Source organism: Saccharopolyspora karakumensis (assembly GCF_004349225.1).
GTDB classification, from domain to species: Bacteria; Actinomycetota; Actinomycetes; order Mycobacteriales; family Pseudonocardiaceae; genus Saccharopolyspora; species Saccharopolyspora endophytica.
In genome coordinates this window covers 18,188-37,710 of record NZ_SMLA01000050.1, presented here as the reverse complement: position 1 = coordinate 37,710, position 19,523 = coordinate 18,188, and the positions used below count along the sequence as shown (strand labels likewise).

16 protein-coding genes are annotated in these 19,523 nt (G+C 69.9%); 9 read left to right on the top strand and 7 right to left on the bottom strand.

What is annotated here, in order from left to right; translation table 11 throughout:
- Window positions 1-53: 53 nt before the first annotated feature.
- A complete protein-coding gene (locus tag E1202_RS24810; RefSeq protein ID WP_132685541.1) occupies window positions 54-320 on the bottom strand; it encodes a glutaredoxin domain-containing protein in 267 nt (88 codons plus the stop codon).
- Between the two features lie 191 nt (window positions 321-511).
- Between E1202_RS24810 and E1202_RS24805 the strand changes: the two genes are divergently transcribed.
- Window positions 512-1,210 (top strand): TetR/AcrR family transcriptional regulator, encoded by a 699-nt coding sequence (locus E1202_RS24805; protein WP_132685540.1) that lies wholly within the window; start codon window positions 512-514, stop codon window positions 1,208-1,210.
- A 7-nt stretch (window positions 1,211-1,217) separates the two neighbouring features.
- Here E1202_RS24805 and E1202_RS24800 read toward each other — a convergent pair whose 3' ends face one another.
- Window positions 1,218-1,532, bottom strand: a complete 315-nt coding sequence (locus tag E1202_RS24800; protein ID WP_165943971.1) for a hypothetical protein — start codon at window positions 1,530-1,532, stop codon at window positions 1,218-1,220.
- Between the two features lie 747 nt (window positions 1,533-2,279).
- Here E1202_RS24800 and E1202_RS24795 point away from each other — a divergent pair.
- Genes E1202_RS24795 through E1202_RS24780 form a run of 4 tightly spaced genes read left to right on the top strand, consistent with a single transcriptional unit; the run spans window position 2,280 to window position 5,472 of the window.
- A complete protein-coding gene (locus E1202_RS24795; protein ID WP_235878975.1) occupies window positions 2,280-3,425 on the top strand; it encodes an ATP-binding protein in 1,146 nt (381 codons plus the stop codon).
- Window positions 3,422-3,829, top strand: coding sequence for a roadblock/LC7 domain-containing protein (locus E1202_RS24790; protein ID WP_132685537.1), 408 nt, complete (start codon window positions 3,422-3,424; stop codon window positions 3,827-3,829). Before E1202_RS24795 ends, E1202_RS24790 begins: the two co-directional genes overlap by 4 nt.
- Entirely contained in the window at window positions 3,826-4,176 is a 351-nt protein-coding gene (locus tag E1202_RS24785; protein ID WP_132685536.1) for a DUF742 domain-containing protein, read from the top strand. Before E1202_RS24790 ends, E1202_RS24785 begins: the two co-directional genes overlap by 4 nt.
- A 15-nt stretch (window positions 4,177-4,191) precedes the next feature.
- Window positions 4,192-5,472 (top strand): cytochrome P450, encoded by a 1,281-nt coding sequence (locus E1202_RS24780; RefSeq protein WP_132685535.1) that lies wholly within the window; start codon window positions 4,192-4,194, stop codon window positions 5,470-5,472.
- On the opposite strand, the gene E1202_RS24775 is transcribed toward E1202_RS24780, so the two are convergent.
- From E1202_RS24775 to leuS, 3 genes are all read right to left on the bottom strand, one after another.
- Entirely contained in the window at window positions 5,473-6,420 is a 948-nt protein-coding gene (locus E1202_RS24775; RefSeq protein ID WP_132685534.1) for a hypothetical protein, read from the bottom strand.
- Between the two features lie 130 nt (window positions 6,421-6,550).
- Window positions 6,551-8,494, bottom strand: coding sequence for an acyl-CoA dehydrogenase family protein (locus tag E1202_RS24770; protein ID WP_132685533.1), 1,944 nt, complete (start codon window positions 8,492-8,494; stop codon window positions 6,551-6,553).
- A 208-nt stretch (window positions 8,495-8,702) separates the two neighbouring features.
- Entirely contained in the window at window positions 8,703-11,603 is a 2,901-nt protein-coding gene (gene leuS / locus E1202_RS24765) for a leucine--tRNA ligase (RefSeq protein WP_132685532.1), read from the bottom strand.
- A gap of 290 nt (window positions 11,604-11,893) precedes the next feature.
- On the opposite strand from leuS, the gene E1202_RS24760 reads away from it, so the two are divergent.
- Window positions 11,894-12,295 carry an SdpI family protein gene (locus E1202_RS24760; protein ID WP_132685531.1) on the top strand — a complete coding sequence of 134 codons (402 nt, stop codon included), beginning with the start codon at window positions 11,894-11,896 and terminating at the stop codon, window positions 12,293-12,295.
- Window positions 12,296-12,419: 124 nt separating this feature from the next.
- Here the strand turns inward: E1202_RS24760 and E1202_RS24755 are convergent, their stop codons facing one another.
- The gene (locus E1202_RS24755) at window positions 12,420-12,992 is read right to left on the bottom strand and encodes a YqgE/AlgH family protein (RefSeq protein ID WP_132685530.1); all 573 of its coding nucleotides are present in this window, start codon (window positions 12,990-12,992) and stop codon (window positions 12,420-12,422) included.
- Window positions 12,993-13,143: 151 nt separating this feature from the next.
- Window positions 13,144-14,628, bottom strand: a complete 1,485-nt coding sequence (locus E1202_RS24750; protein ID WP_207918905.1) for a CCA tRNA nucleotidyltransferase — start codon at window positions 14,626-14,628, stop codon at window positions 13,144-13,146.
- 125 nt (window positions 14,629-14,753) lie between these two features.
- Here E1202_RS24750 and E1202_RS24745 point away from each other — a divergent pair, with 125 nt between their 5' ends.
- The 3 genes from E1202_RS24745 to murJ all read left to right on the top strand — a co-directional run bounded on the left by E1202_RS24745 (window position 14,754) and on the right by murJ (window position 19,447).
- Complete coding sequence (locus tag E1202_RS24745; protein WP_132685529.1) at window positions 14,754-15,326, top strand: NUDIX hydrolase; 573 nt, start codon at window positions 14,754-14,756, stop codon at window positions 15,324-15,326.
- Window positions 15,323-17,536: a DUF6049 family protein gene (locus tag E1202_RS24740; RefSeq protein ID WP_132685528.1), complete on the top strand. Its 2,214-nt coding sequence runs from the start codon at window positions 15,323-15,325 to the stop codon at window positions 17,534-17,536. Before E1202_RS24745 ends, E1202_RS24740 begins: the two co-directional genes overlap by 4 nt.
- Window positions 17,537-17,638: 102 nt before the next feature.
- On the top strand, window positions 17,639-19,447 hold the full coding sequence (gene murJ, locus E1202_RS24735) for a murein biosynthesis integral membrane protein MurJ (RefSeq protein WP_235878974.1): 1,809 nt from the start codon (window positions 17,639-17,641) through the stop codon (window positions 19,445-19,447).
- Window positions 19,448-19,523 lie beyond the last annotated feature (76 nt).

Here is a 19,523-nt window from a genome sequence, read left to right as displayed (position 1 = left end):
TGCTGTGGGCCGGCCGCAACGCCCCCCGTGCGGTCGGCCCTCAGCTCGAAACATCAGGCGAGCAGCAGGTGCGGGGCGTGCTCGGCCACCGCGGCGACGACCTCGCGGGTCGACGGGTTGACCGCCTTCCAGTCGCCGATCACCACGGTCGGCACGGTCTCGTTGCCATCGGCGATGGAGCGCACGACGCCCGCCGCTTCCGGGTCCTGCCAGATGTCGACCTCGTTGAACTCCAGGCCGGAGCGCTGCAGCCCGGCGCGCAGCGACATGCAGAACGGGCAACCCGGCCTGCTGTAGACGGTGACTTGCTCGGCGGACATCCGACCTCCAGGTTTCCCGCACGGCTCTTCCTCCCGAGCTTGAACAACCGCGGCGCCGAAATCATTCGCACGAGACGCAGCTCATGGCTCGCGCGCGCAGCCGACTTTGGAGCCCGGTGGTGACGCCCGTTACGGTCTGACCGACGTCCCACGAGGTGGACGCCATCGGAGCGGACCGAGAGGTTGGGGACATGACGGAGCTGTCACCGCGCGAACGAGCGCGGGCAGCCACCGAGCAGGACATCCGGCGGCACGCCCGGACGCTGCTCGTCGAGCACGGCAGCGACGCGGTGACGCTGCGCGCGATCGCGCGCGAGCTGGGCATCACCGCGCCCGCCCTCTACCGCTACTACGCCTCCCGCGAAGACCTGCTGCGACAGCTGTGCGACGACATCTGCGCGGATCTCTCCGACGAGCTGTCGACGGCCTTCGACCCGTCCAGCGAGGACTTCCTGGGCCGCACCTTCGCGGTCTGCCGCCGGTTCCGCGCGTGGGCGCTGGCGCACCCGAAGGAGTTCGCGCTGGTCTTCGCCACCCCGAAGGACCTCTCCCGGCAGCCGGACCGGTTCGCGGGCGTGTTCCTGAGCATCGTCGCCCCGATGATGTCGGAGAACCCCAACGCGGAGGAGAAGGTCAAGGCGCCGCTCGACCTGCCGGACCTGTCGGTGCAGCAGAAGTCGCTGGCCGAAGCCTTCTCCCACGAGGGCATCGACATGCCGCCGGAGGCGATGGACGCCGAGGCCGTCTACTTCCTGATGCGCTGGTGGGTGCGCCTCTACGGGCACATCGCGCTGGAGGTCTTCGGCCGCTTCCCGTTCGACCTGTTCCACGCCGATCAGCTCTTCGACGCGGCCCTGCACGAGCTGGCGGCGGAGAGCGGCCTGACCTGATCCTTACTCAGTGTGGTCGGAGGGCCGCCGGGTCCAGGTAGACGTCCACCCTGGGGTGAAAGAGCTCAACCACGTCTTCGACGTGCCTGCGGTGCGCTCCGACGTAGGGCGGTGGCTCCAGCCTCTCCCTCAAGCGCACCGGCCCGACGGGCTTGGGTTCGAGACTCATGAGGCGGAAAAGCTCTGCGATCTCGTGGAAATGAGGCGATCGCGGCTTCAACGACTCGCGCAGCGCCCACACCGTCAACGCACCCGGCCCGGAGCCCGCGTGCTGACCGTGCCCCCCGCGCAGCGGGAAGGTCAGCAGGAAAACCGCTGTCACGAAGAGTGTTCCCGCCGCCATGAGCCACCCGGAGGACAGCTCCAGAAGCATGAATCCGTGAAACATGGTGTCTTACCTCCACTTTCATCAGTCCGATGTGGAGACACTAGCGACCGGCCCGCACCGCCCGGCAGCGGATCTCGACCGCTCTCGCGGGTGGGGGCGGCGCCGGCCCGAACCGACCGGGCGGCAACCGGCGTTGATCACGGGCGCTTCGGACCAGAACCGCCCGTCGTCCCGCGACCGGGAACCGGGGTACGCCGCCGGGAATGGCGGGGTGCCGCGCGCTGATCATTTTCGCGGGATCGGGTTGATCGGGAAAACGGGGCATTGTAACCATCCGGCGGGACGGTTACTCGAGGTTCATCAGATCGGGGAGTCCGTTGCTCGGGGGTTGTGATTGTGGCGGCGAATTCGGTTGCTCCGGTTCGCGGATTTCCGTCGTTCGGCGGAGTACCAGGCGGTCACCCCCGCGTTGTCACTGAGCGCATCTGAATGGTGATCAAACGGGTATGCGCGAATCACGCGGGTGTAGCAATGGCACGCTACCTAGATCACATATCCGCTGGTCATACCGCATCATCCGTCACGATCAGTGTTTGTTTGCGGGGTAAAGCTTCTTCGTTTGTCGCACCGCCACCGTGGTAACTTCGTCGATCCCAGCGCTTTCGAATTCATTCACGCACGCTAACGACGGAGCATTCCCAAGTGGACGTGGCATTGTGGGTTGCCCTCGCGGCAATCGTAGTGATTCTGCTGGCCTTCCTGGTTTCCCTGCAGCGCCTCAAGTTCCAGATCCGGCTGCGCGACGAAGAAGCGCACCACTTGGTCACACGACGACTCCCAGCGCTGATGGACGCCGAGCGGGGCCTGCCCATCGACGTGCCCGGACCACTTCGGCCCAACCTCGCCGACACCCCCTTCCACCAGGAGATGCAAACCGCCATCGGCCAGTTCGCCGGATTCGCCGACGAGACCAGGCAGCGCGCCGACCGCGCCGCCAAGGCCACGCTGATCTCCACCATGCGCGGCGTGCAGAGCCTCGCCAACGAGCAGCAGCTCGCCATCACCGAGATGCAGCACGAGCACGACGACCCCGCCGTGCTCGCCGGCCTGATGAAGATCGACCACGCGAACTCGCAGCTCGTGCGGCGCGCCCAAGCCACCGCCGTGCTGTGCGGGACCTGGCCCGGCCAGCAGCGATCCGCCGCGCCGGTGCTCGACGTCGTGCGCGGGGCGACCTCGCGGATCCGCGATTACCTGCGGATCGAGGCGCACTCCGAGAGCGAGCTGTCGGTGTCCAGCCGGGCCGTGGAACCCGTCGTGCTCGCGCTCGCCGAACTGCTCGACAACGCGGCGCGCTACTCGCAGCCCGCCACCCAGGTCCAGGTGCACTTCCAGCCCGCCCACAACGGGCTGTCCATCGTCGTCGACGACGCCGGGGTCGGCATGAACCCCGAAGCCCGCGAACGCGCGAAAGCGCTGCTCACCGGCCGGGAAGTCGTCGACATCAACAAGCTGGGCGACCCGCCGCAGATCGGTTTCGCGCTCGCCGGCGTCCTCGCCGCGCGCTACGGGTTCAAGGTCTTCGTGGAGGCCGCCTCGCCCTACGGGGGCATGCGCGCGGTGCTGTTCCTGCCCAACGAACTGCTCACCAAGGCCGAAACACCGGCGCCCGCGCCTGCGATGAACGAACCGGCCGCTGATCAGCGGACCAGCTCGGGCCTGCCGAAGCGGCAGCGCCGGAGCCACGCCGTGCCCGCGCAGTCCGCCGAGCACGGGAACTGGGGAATGGGCAAGCCATCGGTGATGGGCGCGTGGCAACGCGGCAGCCTCACCGGTCGCGGGTCCGACGACGAACCGGACGACGAAAAGGGAATTTCCGCGTCATGAACAGCAACCGGCAACACGACCTGGGGTGGATGCTCGACGAGGCACTGCGGATCCCGGAGGCCAGGCACGCGATCCTGCTGTCCTCCGACGGCCTGCTGATGGCCCACTCCGCGGACATCACCTCCGACGACGCCGAGCGGCACGCCGCCGCCATGTCCGGCCTGCAATCGCTGGCACGGGCCAACTCCGCGTTCTGCGGCTCGACCGAGAAGTCCTGGCAGCAGACCATCACCGAGTACGACCACGGCTACGTGTTCCTCGTCGCCGCAGGCCCGCGCGCCTACGTCGCCGCGTCGGCGGGGCACGGCGTGGACGTGGAGACCATGACCCACCGGTTGATGGGACTCGTCCAGCGGCTCGGGAAGGAACTCAGCGCCGGTCAACGCGTCGGTGAGTTCGCGTGAGGCGCGGTGAGCGCGCGTTAGTCCGGCCGCACGTCGTCACGCGCGGCCGGGCACGACCGACGCGCAACACCTTCGAGATGGACACCCAGATCTACGCGGTGCGCGAAGCCCCGCCCGGCACGGCCGGTCCCGAGATGCGGCGCGTGCTCCGCCTCTGCAGCGACGGGGCGACGTCCGTCGCCGAAATCGCCGGACACCTCAAGTTGCCGATGAGCGTCACGAAAGTGCTGCTCGGCGACCTGCTGGACAGCGGCCACATCGTCACCCGCAGCGCCCAGCACGACCTGGAAGCACCGGACATCGGGCTGCTGCAGGACGTCCTGGACGGGCTTCGGGCCAGCTTGTAGAGAGCAGGAGACTTCGTGACCGACGATCGAACCCGGCTGCACGGACCGGAATTCGCCGCCGCCCCGCAGGCCGTCTACCAGCAGCTGCGCCAGGCGGGTCCGACGGCTCCGGTGGAGATCGCGCCCGACGTGCCCGCCACGCTGGTGCTCGGCTACGCCGAAGCCCTGCAGGTGCTGCGCGATCCCGCGAACTTCCCCAAGGACCCGCGCACCTGGCAGCGCACCGTCGCGCAGGGCTGCCCCGTGCTCCCGCTGATGTCCTTCCGGCCGAACTGCATGTTCACCGACGGCGCCACCCACGCCCGGCTGCGCGGAGCCGTGACCGACGCGCTCGCTCGGGTCGACACCCGGGAACTGCGCACCCACCTGGAGGAGACCGGCGACGCGCTCATCGACCGGTTCGCCGCCGAGGGCGAGGCCGACCTGGTGGAGCAGTACGCGCGGGTGCTGCCGCTGCTGATGGTCACCCGCATCTGCGGGGCACCACCGGTGATCTCGGAGAAGATCGTCTCCGGCGCGCTGGCGCTGTTCGACGGCGTCGACGGGGGGAGGGGGATCGGCACCGCGGTCGCCGAGCTCGTCGCCGCCAAGCGGAGCCGTCCGGGACCCGACGTCGTGTCGTGGCTGCTGGCGCACCAGGCCGGGCTGACCGATGACGAAGCCGTGCACCAGATCGCGCTGCTGTGCAGCGCCGGGAGCGAGCCGCTGCAGAACCTGATCGCCAACACGCTGCGGCTGCTGCTGGTCGACGAGCGGTTCGCCGGCGACCTCTCCGGGGGCAGCCTGCCGGTGGCCGACGCGCTCGACGAGGTGCTGTGGTCCGATCCGCCGGTCGCCAACTACGGCACGGTCTTCCCGCCCCGGGAGGTGCAGGTGGGCGGCAACCCGGTGCCCGCCGACCAGCCCCTCCTGATCAGCTTCGCCGGGGCCAACACCGATCCCGCCGTCGACGCGGGCGGACGGGTGGGCAACAGGGCGCACGTCGCGTTTGGCGCGGGCAGGCACGCGTGCCCGTCACCCGCGCAGCGCATCGCGCGGATGACGGGCACCGCCGCGGTCGAACGCGTCCTGGACCGGTTACCCGACCTCGAACCCGCGGTGCCCGCGGAGGCGTTGGAGTGGAATTCCGGCCCGTTCCACCGGTCCCTGGCCTCGCTTCCGGTGCGGTTCCCACCACCGCCCAAGCAGATCCGGCCCTGGCTCGGCTCACCCGCGCCCGTCGTCCGCCGCGAACCCGGGCCCTACCGGCCCGCCGGGCGGTGGGCCGCGTTCAGCAGGTGGCTGCGCGGCGGTTGATCACAGGTCCGCGACCGGCGCCTTGTGCAGGTTCTCGATGACGTTGCGGGCGTCCGGGTACTGGTAGGAACCGGATTCGTAGAGCACGTAGGCGTTTCCGCCCAGGTCGTCGATGCCCTCGGACATGCTCGGCGAGCGGAAGCAGCGCGTCGACGGGATGTCGATGTCGGTGGCGCCCTTGTCGATCACGTACAGGTTGCTGCGCACGTCGCGGGAGAGCGAGGTGCTGTAGACGAACTTGTCGCCGGTGACCATCAGGCCCTGCGTGCCCTTCGGGATCTCGAAGGACTTGCCGGTGGTGAGCGTGCCGTCGGCGGCGACGCCGTAGGCGTACATCTTCTCGCGGCCGTCGCGGCTGTACTTGCCCGCGTAGAGCGTGTTCCCGTCGCCGGACAGGAACGACGCGCCGTAGACCTCGCGAGCCTCGCCGGTCTGCTTGACGTACGGGCTGCCCTCGGCCTTCAGGGCATCGGCGAGCTCGCTGAGCTCGTACTTGCGGATGGTGTAGTGGCCCTCGGCGTTGTTGCGGCCCGTCACGAACGCCCAGCCGCGGGCGATCGCGATGCCGCTGGCGTGGGTTTCGGCGATCTCGACGTCACCGACGGTCTTGCCGGTGGAGGGGTCGACGCCGTAGATCTTGGCGTTCGAACCGTCCTTGCCGTAGGCGCTGATCAGCAGCAGGTCGTTGCCCGCGCCGTCCCAGTCGTTCCACGCGGCCAGGCCCTGCGGGGTGTGCTCGGGCAGGCCCGGGATCTTCGGGCCCGCGCTGAACTTCTCGTCGTAGGTGTAGCCCGCGGACGGCCCGCTGTAGAAGGAAGCGTCCTGGCCGCTGGAGTCGTCATCGCAGGCGATCGCCGCGGTCTCGGCGGCAGCGCCGGTCGCGGGCACGCCGAACAGCAAGGCACCGCTCACCGCGGCGACAACGGATTTCCGGGCCAGCGCTCTCATCGTTTCTCCCTTAGTGGTGGTCGACATCTACTCCACTGAGACGCACTCGAGCCGGTTCGGTTCCCACCATCACCGGGACGCGGTTTTCGCGCGGTGTTCGGACCCCGCGCGAAAACCGCGAAACTGCTGATCAGGGAAGTGGGTTCGCCTCGTCGTGGGCTCGTTGGGCGTCCTGGCGGGAGGTTTCGGCGCCGGTGGCGATGGGCGCGGTGAGCCACTGGCGCGGCGTGCCGAAGGCGTCGACGAGGTCGACGGCGTGCGGCCGGAGCTCACCGCAGAGCTCGTTGACCGCCTGGGTGACGGACTTCGCCCTGCGCGGGCTGATCCGCTCGTGCTCCAGGAACCACGCCTTGTCCTCCTCGATGGTGGACAGCGCGTAGAGGTCGCAGAGCTTGTCGAGGATCTCGGCGTTGCGCGGGTCCTGGCAGCGGTCGACGGCGGCGACGAAGGCGTCGAGCACCAGCCGGTCGATGTGCACCCGGGCCGCCCGCAGCACGTGGTCCTGGGCGTTGTTGAACACCTCGAAGGCGTTGTCCCTGTTGGCCTTACGCAGCCGGCGGCCCAGGCCGTCGAGGACGTGCGCCTCGCGGTCGTCGAAGAGCTTGAGCTGCCAGCCCCGGTCGAGGATGTCGTCCTTGTTCGAGGCGTCGATGATGCGTTGCACGATCGAGTGCGCGGCGGAGCGCTCGATGACCGCGCCCACGAACTGGTCCGCGACGAACTTCGCCAGGGCCAGCGTGCCGATGCCGTCGAACTGGTCCTTGTAGTCGGTCAGCAGCCCCTTCGCGACCAGCTGCAGCAGGACCGTGTTGTCGCCCTCGAACGTGGTGAACACGTCGGTGTCGGCCTTGAGCCCCGCCAGCTGGTTCTCGGTGAGGTAGCCGGCGCCACCGCAGGCCTCGCGGCAGGTCTGGATGGTGTGGGTGGCGTGCCAGGTGGTGATGGCCTTCAGCCCGGCGGCGCGGGATTCCAGCTCGCGCTGGGCGCGCTCGTCGTCACCCCGCCCGACCTCGTCGAGGGCCTGCACCAGTTCTTCCTGCGCGAAGTGCAGGGCGTAGGACTTCGCCAGCGCCGGGAGGAGTTTGCGCTGGTGCGCCAGGTAGTCGAGGACCACGACCTCCTCGCCGGTGCCCGGCCGGTCGAACTGGCGGCGCGCGTCGGCGTAGCGCAGCGCGATCTCCAGCGCGAGCTTCGCCGCGGCGCCCGAGGTGCCGGCCACCGAGATCCGGCCGCGGATCAGGGTGCCGAGCATGGTGAAGAACCGCCTGCCCTGGCTGTCGATCGGGCTGCTGTAGGTGCCGTCCTCGGCGACGACGCCGTAGCGGTTGAGCAGGTTCTCGCGCGGCACCCGCACCTGGTCGAAGTAGATGCGGCCGTTGTCGACGCCGTTGAGACCGGCCTTGCGCCCGCAGTCCTCGATCCGCACGCCCTCGCAGGTGTTCCCGCTCGCGTCGCGGATCGGCACCAGCAGCGCGTGCACGCCGTGGCTCTCGCCCGCGGTGATGAGCTGGGCGAACACCACCGCCATGCGACCGTCGCGCGCGGCGTTGCCGATGTACTCCTTGCGCGCCGACTCGTGCGGGGTGTGCACGACGAACTCGCGGGTCGCCGGGTCGTAGGTGGCGGTGGTGCGCAGGCTCTGCACGTCGGAGCCGTGGCCGGTCTCGGTCATCGCGAAGCAGCCCGGCAGTTCGGCGCTCATGATGTCGCTCAGGTAGCGCTCGTGGTGGTATTCGGTGCCCAGCGCCACGACGGCACCGCCGAACAAGCCCCACTGCACGCCGGACTTGACCATCAGCGAGAGGTTCCCGCACAGCATTTCCAGCGAGACCACCGAACCGCCCTGGTCACCGCTGCCGCCCTGGGCGACGGGGAAGCCGAGCTCGGGGACGCCGGACTTGGCCAGCAGGCGCAGCTGCTCCAGGGTCCGCGCCCGGTGGCTCTCGGTGTCCAGGTCGTCGGCGTTGCCGAGGTCGTTCTCGCTGAGCAAGTCGCGGACCTTCTCGCGCACGGACGCCCACCGCCCGTCCAGCAGACTGCGGAGCTCACCTGCGTCGATTGCGGGGTTGGTCATGGCGGCCTCCACTAGCTCGTCCCGTGCCGCCCACCGTAGTTACCGACGGGTAACCCTGCTATGCGACGTAACTCACCACGCAGCGTAGTGCCCCAGCCGCCGCTCCCACCCCGAAGACGCAGCGGAGGGGCGCCCCCGAGGGGACGCCCCTCCGAACCACGCTCACCACCCCGGCCCGCACAACCCGGGTTGTGAGTGGGGGCCCAGGTCAGGCGACGATGTTGACCAGGCGGTTGGGGACGACGATGACCTTGCGGGGGTCCTTGCCGTCGAGGGCCGCCGCGATCTTGTCGTCGGCCAGGGCCGCGGCCTTGACCGCGTCCTGGTCCGCCGAGGCCGGGACCTGGACGCGCGAGCGCACCTTGCCGTTGACCTGGATCGGGTACTCGATCGAGTCCTCGACCAGGTACTGCTCGTCGGCAACCGGGAACGGTCCGTGCGCCAGGCTCTCGGTCCGGCCCAAGCGGGTCCACAGCTCCTCGGCCAGATGCGGGGTCAGCGGCGCCACCATCAGCACCAGCGGCTCCACCACCGAGCGCGGAGTGCCCGCGGCCGACGCGTAGTTCTTGGTGATCCGGTTGTTGAACTCGATCAGCTTCGCCACGGCCGTGTTGAACCGCAGCTCGGCGAAGTCCTCCCGGACGCCCGCGATCGTCTTGTGCAGGGCGCGCAGCATCTCGGTGTCCGGCTCGTCGTCGGTCACCCGCAGCTCACCGGTGCTCTCGTCGACGACGTTGCGCCACAGCCGCTGGAGGAACCGGTGCGAACCGACGACGTCCTTGGTCACCCACGGACGCGAGGCCTCCAGCGGACCCATCGACATCTCGTACAGCCGCAGCGTGTCCACGCCGTAGGCGTCGGCCATCTCGTCCGGCGACACCGAGTTCTTCAGGCTCTTGCCCATCTTCCCGTACTCGCGGGAGACCTCTTCGCCCTGGTAGAAGAACTTTCCGCCCTTCTCCTCGACCTCTTCGGCCGGGACGTAGACGCCGCGCGCGTCGGTGAAGGCGAACGCCTGGATGTAGCCCTGGTTGTACAGCCGCCGGTACGGCTCCTCCGAGGACACGTGGCCCAGGTCGAACAGCACCTTGTGCCAGAAGCGGGAGTACAGCAGGTGCAGCACCGCGTGCTCCACGCCGCCGACGTACAGGTCCACGCCGCCCGGGTCGTTGCCGCCGTGCTCCTGCGCGTTCTTGCCCATCCAGTACTGCTCGTTGACCGGGTCGACGAACCGCTCGGAGTTGTCCGGGTCGATGTAGCGCAGCTGGTACCAGCACGAACCCGCCCACTGCGGCATGACGTTGGTGTCGCGCTCGTAGTGCTTGAGCCCGTCGCCCAGGTCCAGTTCGACGTGGCGCCACGCCTCGGCCTTCGCCAGCGGCGGCTCCGGGCGGGAGTCGGCGTCCTCCGGGTCGAAGGTGCGCGGCGAGTAGTCCTCGACCTCGGGCAGCTCGACCGGCAGCTGGTCCTCCGGCAGCGCGCGCGGCACGCCGTCCGAGCCGTAGACGATCGGGAACGGCTCGCCCCAGTAGCGCTGGCGGGCGAACAGCCAGTCGCGCAGCTTGTACTGCACGGTGCCGCGGCCGTGGCCGTGCTCCTCCAGCCAGGCGATCACGGTCTTCTTCGCGTCGGCGATGTCCAGGCCGTCCAGGCTCAGGCCGGTGGTCTCCGACGCGGAGTTGATGGCCGGTCCGTCACCGGTGTAAGCGTCGCCGTCGAACCCGTCGGCCGGCTGCACCGTGCGGATGATCGGCAGTCCCAGCACCGTGGCGAAGTCCCAGTCGCGCTGGTCCTGGCCCGGAACCGCCATGATCGCGCCGGTGCCGTAGCCCATCAGCACGTAGTCGGCGATGAAGATCGGGATGCGGGCGCCGTTGACCGGGTTGGTCGCGTGGGCACCGGTGAAGACGCCGGTCTTCTCCTTGTTCTCCTGCCGGTCCAGGTCGGACTTCATCGACGCGGCGCGCCGGTAGGCGGCCACGGCGTCCGCCGGGGTGGCCGCGCCACCGGTCCAGCGGTCATCGGTGGCGTCCGGCCAGGAAGCCGTGGTCAGCTCGTCGACCAGCGGGTGCTCCGGCGCCAGCACCATGTAGGTGGCGCCGAACAGGGTGTCCGGGCGGGTCGTGAAGACCTCGACGGAACGACCGGAGTCGCCGACCGGGAACACCACGTTGGCGCCCTGCGAGCGGCCGATCCAGTTCCGCTGCATCGTCTTGACCTTGTCCGGCCAGTCCAGCCGGTCCAGGTCGTCGACCAGGCGGTCCGCGTAGGCGGTGATCCGCATCATCCACTGCTTCAGGTTGCGGCGGAACACCGGGAAGTTGCCGCGCTCGGTCAGCCCGTCCGCGGTCACCTCCTCGTTGGCCACCACGGTGCCCAGGCCCGGAGCCCAGTTGACCGGCGCCTCGGACAGGTAGGCCAGCCGGTGCGAGTCGACGATCTCGCGGCGCTCGTCGTCGGACAGCTCCGCCCACGGGCGGCCGTCCGGGGTCGCGCGGTCACCGGAGGCGAACTCGGCCTCCAGCTCGCTGATCCGCCGCGCGCGGCCCTTGCCGCCGTCGGCGTCCGCGTCGTACCAGGCGTTGAAGATCTGCAGGAAGATCCACTGCGTCCACCGGTAGAACTCGATGTCGGTGGTGGCGATGCGGCGGCGCTCGTCGTGGCCCAGGCCCAACCGGCGGATCTGACCCAGGAAGCGCTGGATGTTCGCCTCGGTCGTGGTGCGCGGGTGGGTGCCCGTCTGCACCGCGTACTGCTCGGCCGGCAGGCCGAAGGAGTCGAAGCCCATCGTGTGCAGCACGTTGCGGCCCTGCATCCGGTGGAAGCGGGCGTAGACGTCGCTGCCGATGTAACCCAGCGGGTGGCCGACGTGCAGACCGGAACCGGACGGGTACGGGAACATGTCCTGGACGAACAGCTTGTCCGCGGGCACCTCGCCGCCGGCGAGCGAACCCGCCGGGTTCGGCGCGTGGAACGTGCCGCGCTCGGTCCACTCCCGCTGCCAGCGCTGCTCGATCTCGGTCGCTGTGCCCGCTGTGTAGCGGAACGGCGGCACCTCTTCTGAAGAAGAGGCCGCCGCTGTGTTGACCTCTTCTGGCTGGCCAGTCATGTTCTGCGTCCTTCCCTGCTCCGCCGGAACGCGCGCGTTCGTGCGCTCTAGTGTGCCGCCCCCGGAAAACGGAAAACCCCCCAGGCCCTGGTCGGGCATGAGGGGTCGCCGCGCTGAACCGGTCCTACCGACTCAACGCGGCCTCGCAAGAAGCAGCCTCGCGCGCATGCAGCCAGGGTAGCGGACCAGGCAAAACGGTTTCCGGCCAGCCGTGCGGTGGCCGTGTGGGGCAGGGCACCTCAAGCCGATGTCCGGCGGATCGGCCCCGAGCGGGGGTTTAGGCTGCTGGGGTGCTCGCTGTTCAGGTGATCCTTTGCGCGGTTCTGATCCTCGGCGGAGCGGCCCTGCTGCTGCTCGGGTTCCGGGGCCTTCGGGGTTCGCTGCCCCTCAACACCTACGTCGGCGTGCGGACTCCCGCCGCGATGCGCAGCGAGGAGGCGTTCGAGCTCGCCAACCGCGCCGCCGGTCCGGCGATGCTGGCCGCCGGTGCGATCGCCGCGCTGGCCGGCGTCTCGATGCCGGCGCTGGCGAGCGGGTTCAGCGTCGCGATGGTCGCGGTGCTCGGCCTGGTCGGCGCATTCGTGCTGATGACCCTCGGTGGGGTTGTGGGCAACCGCGCCGCGGAGACCGTGCCCGCCCCCGCTCCGGCCGGTGGCTGCGGCGGTTGCGCGGGCGGCTGCTGCGGCGGATGACCAGCGCTTTCACGCCTGTCCCCAAGTTATCCACACCTAGTTGTCCACAGACTGTGGAGAACTGCTGATCTTCAAGTGCGGGGCACAGCCCGCACCGCCGAGCGAGGCGACCGCTCGACAGGCCCTAGTTCAGCTTGACGTCGCCCGGGTGGGTGGCGAGGAACGCCAGGGGCGGCCCCTGCCTGCGCAGCACCCTCGACCACAGCTCGGTGTCGGGGTCGGCGATGACGTCGTCCGGCAGCGCGGGAACGATCAGCCAGTCGCCCCGGTCGATCTCCCCGGCGAGCTGGCCGGCGTCCCAGCCCGCGTAGCCGGCGAAGAAGCGCAGCCCTCGGGCCTTGGGCGCGAGCTCCTCCGGATCGCCGTCCAGGTCGACCATCCCCACCGGGCCTCGCACGCCCACCACGCCGTCGATCGCCGAGAGGTCCTCGCCGGCTCGCAGCGTGGCCAGGCAGATGGCCGTGCGCTGCTCGACCGGCCCACCCACGAACAGCGACTGGGGGAGCGTGGCGTGGTCGCCCCACTTCGGGAGCACGTCGTGCACCGCGACCTCGCTCGGCCGGTTCAGCACGACGCCGAGGGTGCCCTCCGCGCGGTGGTGGATGACGTAGACGACGGTTCGCCGGAAGTTCTTGTCCATCAGCTGCGGAGCAGCGACCAGCAGCGTCCCCGGCTCCACCTCAGCGTCCGATCCCACCTCCGCATGATCTCACCGGATGGGCGGAGGTGACCCCTTCCTCGCGCAACAAGATGGGCGGAAAACGGGAAATCGATACCAACGAATGGTGACCAGCGAGCACTAAAACTCACTGATCACCATTCAGTAGTAATACCAGAACACTGGAAGCTCACTGACCTGGGGATTCGATGCCCTGCTCGCGGGCCCAGCGGTGGAGTTCCTCGACCGCCTCCTCGCGGGACATGGGTCCGCGATCCAGCCGGAGCTCCTTGAGGTGCTTCCACGCCTTGCCCACGATCGGACCCGGCTCGACCCCGAGCAGACCCATGATCTCGTTGCCGTCGAGGTCCGGGCGCACCTTCGCCAGGTCCTCCTCGGCGGCGATCCGATCGATCCGCTCCTCGAGGTCGTCGTAGGCGCGCTGCAGCGCGTTGGCCTTGCGCTTGTTGCGCGTCGTGCAGTCGGCGCGCACCAGCTTGTGCAGCCGGGGCAGCAGCGGACCCGCGTCGTTGACGTAGCGGCGCACCGCCGAGTCGGTCCACTGCCCGTCGCTGTAGCCGTGGAACCGCAGGTGCAGGAACACCAGATCGGCGACCTGGTTGATGACGTCCTTGGGGTAGCGCAGGGCGCGCATCCGCTTGCGGGTCATCTTCGCGCCGACCACCTCGTGGTGGTGGAAGCTCACCCCGCCACCGGACTCGAACCGCCTCGTCGCCGGCTTGCCGATGTCGTGCAGCAGCGCGGCCAGCCGCAGCACCAGGTCGGGTTCGGCGTCCGGGTCGGCCGACCTCTCCAGGTCGATGGCCTGGTCGAGCACGGTCAGCGAGTGGCTGTAGACGTCCTTGTGCTGGTGGTGCTCGTCGATCTCCAGCTTCATCGCCGGCACCTCGGGCAGCACGTGATCGGCCAGGCCGGAGGACACCAGCAGCTCCACGCCGCGCCTGGGGAACTCGCCGCAGAGCAGCTTCGAGAGCTCCACCTGCACCCGCTCGGGGGTGATCCGGGCGATCTCGGCGGACATCTCGGTCATCGCCGTCACCACCCGGTCGCTGGGGGTGAAGCCGAGCTGGGCGACGAAGCGGGCGGCGCGCAGCATCCGCAGCGGGTCGTCGGCGAAGGAGTCCTCCGGCGCGGCCGGGGTGTCGAGCCGCTTGTCGACCAGGTCGGTCATGCCGCCGTGCAGGTCGACGAAGGCGCGCTCGGGCAGCTGGATGGCCATCGCGTTGACGGTGAAGTCGCGGCGCACCAGGTCGCCCTCGATGGTGTCGCCGAAGGCCACCTCGGGATTGCGGCCGACGCGGTCGTAGCTGTCGGCGCGGAAGGTCGTGATCTCCACGGTGGTGCCGTGCCGGAAGGCGCCGAGCGTGCCGAACTGGATCCCGGTGTCCCAGATCGTCTCCGCCCACCCGGTCAGCAGCTCGCGGACCTGCTCCGGCCGCGCGTCGGTGGTGAAGTCCAGGTCCGTGCCCAGGCGACCCAGCAGCGCGTCCCGCACGCTGCCGCCGACCAGGTACAGCCGGTGCCCGGCTGCGGCGAACCGCTTGCCGAGCTCCTCGGCGACCGGTGCGACCTTGATCAGCTCGACGACCGCGTTGCGCTGGGCGTCCCGCTCCAAGGACGTCGGGCCGGAACCGATGGGCTGCTTGTTAGACACGATGAACCAGGGTATCGGCCGCGCGAGGCCACCCACGACGCACGCCCGGAAGTCCGCCGAGGTTCCACCGCCCGCGCCGCTGAGCAAGACGACCACGCGATCCTGGAGCAATTACCATCAGGGTCATGCCCCCGTCGCCCGGCCGCTCCGGCGGTTCCCAGCCGGGGCGTCGAAACCGGCGCCGACGGCGTCGGCTGCGGACCGTGGACGAGACTTCGGCGGGCGGGCTGGTGATCGACGGCGTTCACGGGCTGGCTGCGATCATCGGGAGGCTTGATCGCAGGGGGCGACTTCTGTGGTCGTTGCCGAAGGGGCACATCGAGCCTGGTGAGACGCCTGAGCAGACCGCGGTGCGGGAAGTCGCTGAGGAGACCGGCATCATCGGCCGTGCTGTCACTGCGATCGGCACCATCGATTACTGGTTCGTCGCGGGAAATCGACGAATCCACAAGACCGTGCACCACTTCCTGATGGATGCGGTGGGCGGAGAGCTGTCCGACGAGGACGTGGAGGTCACCGAGGTGGCATGGGTGCCGCTCGGTGAGCTGGACGAGGTGTTGGCCTACGCCGACGAACGCCGGCTGGTGCGCCGGGCTCTGAGCCTGCGCGACGACGGCGATCGCCGCCGCGTGGGTCTCGCTGGGAGCGAGCGCCTCGGGGCACGACCGACGAGAGGGAGCGGGACGGAGCAGGCGTGAGGTTTCTGCTGGCCGCGCTGTGTGCGCTGCTGATGGTCGCGATGCTGCCGGTCACTCCGGCGACCGCGCAGAGCGGCAGTTCAGCCGACTTCGACGTGACCAAGGTCACACCCTCGGTGGTGGGTCAAGGTTCGCCGGGCGAGGTCGTCGTCAGCGGCACGCTGACCAACCGCAGCGGACGCGCCCTGACCGGCGTCCAGGCCCGCATCGAGCGCGGCACCCCGCCGAGTGGCGAACCCGCCGTCCAGCGTGCCATGCGCGAGGGCGTCAGCGGCATCACCGAGCCGGCCTTCTCGCCGGTCACCGACCGGCTCGAACCGGGCCAGTCGCTGCCCGTCCAGGTCCGCATCCCGCTGACCGGCTCGAACTCGCTGCAGCTGAGCCAGACCGGCGTCTACCCGCTGGTGGTCAACATCCAGGCCGGGCGCAGCTCGGTCGCCGAGACCCAGTTCCTGCTGCCGGTCACCTCGCTGCCGGGGCAACCGGCGATGCGCCCCTCGCAGGCCACCCCGACCACCCTGGTCGTACCGATCGTCGACACGCCGCGGCTCGAGCGCGAGGCGCTGCCGGGCGGTCGCGCGGTGCTCGTCGACGACCAGCTGTCGACCTCGCTGGCCCCCGGCGGCCGGCTCTACGACCTCGTGCAGGCCATCAGCGACAGCGCCCCGGCCGGATCCTCGCTGGGCAACGCGCTGTGCTTCGCCATCGACCCGGACCTGCTGATCACCGCCAAGGCCATGCAGGGCGGCTACCAGGTCCGCCAGCCCAACGGCGCCCTCGTCGAGGGCATCGGCCGCTCCGCCGCCGACCTGTGGCTGACCAAGCTGCGCCAGGCCACCACCGGCCGCTGCGTGATCCCGCTGCCCTACGCCGACGCCGACGTGGTCGCGCTGGGACGCGCCGGGCTCGACGACCTGGTCAACGGCGCGATGGACGGAGCTCAGCTGCTCAGCGCCCCGGACGGCCTCGGCGTCGAACCGCGCGACGTGATGTGGCCGATCGAAGGCGCCCTGGCCGAGCACCCCGTGGGCGACCTGCCCTCGACGATGCTGCTGGACACCCGCGCGGTGAACGTCCCGGCAGGCTCGCTGACCCCGGTCAAGCTGCGCGGCCAGAACCGGACCGCGATCCCGATCGACCCGCTGCTGGCGTCCGCGCTGGACCCCAACCGCGACACCAAGCAGGAGGTCACCGAGCCCTCACCGCCCAGCGGCGGCGCGCTGACCTCGCAGAACGCGCTCGGCGCGCTGGCCTTCCGGGCGACCGGCGGATACGTCCCGAACGCGACCTCGGTGCTGGTGCCGCCGCGCCGCTGGAACATGCGGGCCGACGACCTGCGCGGACTGCTCACCGGCATGTCGAAGCTGGACGCCGACGGGCTGATCCGCCTCACCGCGCTGCCCTCGCCGAACCCGGCGACGCTCGCCGAGGCCGACCTGACCTACCCGGTGCAGGCCGGTGGCTCGGAGATCCCGCGCGAGGCGATCGACAAGCTGGCCGCGCAGAACTTCAAGGTCGGCGACCTGGCGCGATCCTCCGAATCGGACCGCGCCCAGACCGTCTCGCCCGGCCGGGTCACCACCCCGCTGCGCAACGGCCTGCTGCACGGCGTCTCCAGCGCCTGGCGCGGCAACTCCGGCGCGGCCGAGGACTGGGTTCGCCGGGCCACCGGACCGATCAACGACATGCTCGGCAAGGTCCGCATCGAGGAGTACCCGGGCACCACGAACCGGCTGTCCTCGGACAGCCCGATCCCGGTCACCGTGGTCAACGACCTGCCGTTCACCGTCGGCATCCGGTTCAAGATCCCCACGGTTCCCGGCGTGGAGGTGCAGCACGACTTCGGCGGTGGCCTGGCCACCGTGCCCGCCAACGGGCGGCGCCAGTTCATGCTGGAGGCCTCCGCGCAGCGCGCCGGCCGGTTCATGGTCGACATCAGCGTGACCGCCGACGCGGGCACCCCGCTGGGCACCACGAAGCGGCTGCCGATGGAGTCCACCGAGTACGGCGCGATGATCCCGTGGCTCACCGGCATCGCCGGAGCCGTGCTGGTGCTGATGTCGGTGCGCCGGATCGTGAAGAAGGCCAAGGCCCGCCGGGAGCGCACCGCGGCTGCTCGCAAGTCGGTGGCCGAGGCCCAGACGCAGCCGCTGGCGCACGCGGTGCCCTCCTCCCGGCCCGCTCCTGAGGGCGACCGCGACCAGGGCTGACCGGGTGGCCGAGAACCGAAGGAAGTTCGCGAACTGCTTCTGAGATCCTGGTGCGAACGTCCCGGTGCTCCCGGGTGGCGCAGGCGGGTAAGGATTGAGGCAGTGAACCGACAAGATCCACGGCGGACGAGCGGGCGGCCGGACGGCCCGACCATGCCGATCCACCGCACCCCCGTACCGGGCGCGGGCGGCAGGCAGGGCTGGCACGTCGCCGAGACGCAGCCGATCGCCGCGATCCCCGCCGAACCGGGGCCGGACCAGGCGTTCGAGCAGTCCGCCGAGCAGACCCAGGTCATCCGGCCGGTCTCGCCCGGCAAGCCGTCGCTGCTCAAGGCCAGCGGTTCGATGGCCATCGCGACGCTGATCAGCCGGATCACCGGCTTCCTGTGGAAGCTGCTGCTGGCCTTCGCGGTCGGCTTCGGCGTCGTCAACGACTCGTTCAACGTCTCCAACACGCTGCCCAACAGCATCTTCGAGCTGCTCATCGGCGGCGTGCTGACCAGCGTCGTGGTTCCGGTGCTGGTGCGCTCGCAGAAGGCCGACGCCGACGGCGGCGAGCGGTTCGTGCAGCAGATGATGACGCTGGCCGTGGTGGTCCTGGGCATCGGCACGCTCATCGCCGTGGTCTGCGCCCCGCTGCTGACCTGGATCTTCGTCACCGAGTCGGACACCTCGAACACCGAGCTGGTCAACGTCCTGGCCTACCTGCTGCTGCCGCAGATCTTCTTCTACGGCCTGTCCGCGCTGGCCGGCGCGATCCTGCAGTCCAAGCAGATCTTCAGCCCGCCGGCGTGGGCTCCGGTGGTCAACAACCTGGTCGTGATCGTCACGATCGGCGTCTACATGCTGCTGCCGGGCGAGATGTCGGTGAACCCGGTGTCGATGACCGACGCGCACGTGCTGGTGCTGGGCATCGGCGTCACGCTCGGCGTGGTCAGCCAGGCCGCCATCCAGGTCCCCGCGCTGCGCGCCACAGGCTTCACCTTCCGCTGGCGCTGGGGCTGGGACTCGCGGCTGTCGGAGTTCTCCGGTCTGGCGCTGTGGATGCTGGCCTACGTCGCGGTCAGCCAGGTCGGCCTGGTCGCGCTGAGCCGGGTCGCCTTCACCGGCGACGCGGGCGGCTGGTCGACCTACAACTACGTCTGGATGCTGCTGCAGCTGCCCTACGGCGTCATCGGCTTCTCGATCATGACCGCGATCCTGCCGCGCATGTCGGCGGCCGCGGCGGACGAGGACTACGCCAAGGTCATCGACGACCTGTCGCTGGGCAACCGGCTGTCGACGGTGACGCTGATGCCGGTCAGCGCGGTGATGACCGCGCTCGGAGTGCCGCTGGCGCTGTCGCTGTTCGCGCTGCGCGGCGAGACCGGGTCGGCCACGACGCTCGGTCTGGCGCTGGCGATTTCGGCCTTCGGCGTGCTGCCGTACGCGCTGACGATGATGCAGATGCGGACGTTCAACGCGCTCAACGACGCCCGCACCCCGACGCTGATCATGGTCGTGATGACGGTCGCGAAGGTGCTGCTGGCGATCCTGGTCGCCGCGATGCTGCCCTCGGATCAGATCGTGTTCGGCCTGACCTTCGTCAACTCCTTCACCTTCATCGTCGGCTGGCTGGTCGGCGAGGCGTGGCTGCGGCACCGGCTCGGCCCGCTCGGCAGCAGCCGATTCCTGGTGACGCTGGGCAAATCCCTCGTCGCCTCGGTGATCGGCGGGCTCGCCGCGTGGGGTGTCGCGATCGGCATCGACGCGCTCGTCCCGGGTTCGGCGGGCGCCGGAACCGGATGGCTCCAGCTGCTGATCGGCAGCGCGGTGGGCTTCGCGGTCATCTTCGGGTTGATGTCGATGCTTCGAGTGGCCGAACTTCAGCCCGCGATCGGGCGCCTCACCGGTTTGCTGCGTCGTCGCTGACATTCGCGTCACGTACCCTCATCTAGGAAGTCTCCTTCCGTGAGGGCAACCCGTAGGCGGACCGGAAGGAGCGGGA

Excerpts from the sequence above, each read along its gene's own strand:
- E1202_RS24810 (WP_132685541.1), bottom strand. The coding sequence starts at position 320 with ATGTCCGCCGAGCAAGTCACCGTCTACAGCAGGCCGGGTTGCCCGTTC.
- E1202_RS24805 (WP_132685540.1), top strand. The coding sequence starts at position 512 with ATGACGGAGCTGTCACCGCGCGAACGAGCGCGGGCAGCCACCGAGCAG.
- E1202_RS24790 (WP_132685537.1), top strand. The coding sequence starts at position 3,422 with ATGAACAGCAACCGGCAACACGACCTGGGGTGGATGCTCGACGAGGCA.
- E1202_RS24775 (WP_132685534.1), bottom strand. The coding sequence starts at position 6,420 with ATGAGAGCGCTGGCCCGGAAATCCGTTGTCGCCGCGGTGAGCGGTGCC.
- E1202_RS24770 (WP_132685533.1), bottom strand. The coding sequence starts at position 8,494 with ATGACCAACCCCGCAATCGACGCAGGTGAGCTCCGCAGTCTGCTGGAC.
- leuS (WP_132685532.1), bottom strand. The coding sequence starts at position 11,603 with ATGACTGGCCAGCCAGAAGAGGTCAACACAGCGGCGGCCTCTTCTTCA.
- E1202_RS24745 (WP_132685529.1), top strand. The coding sequence starts at position 14,754 with ATGCCCCCGTCGCCCGGCCGCTCCGGCGGTTCCCAGCCGGGGCGTCGA.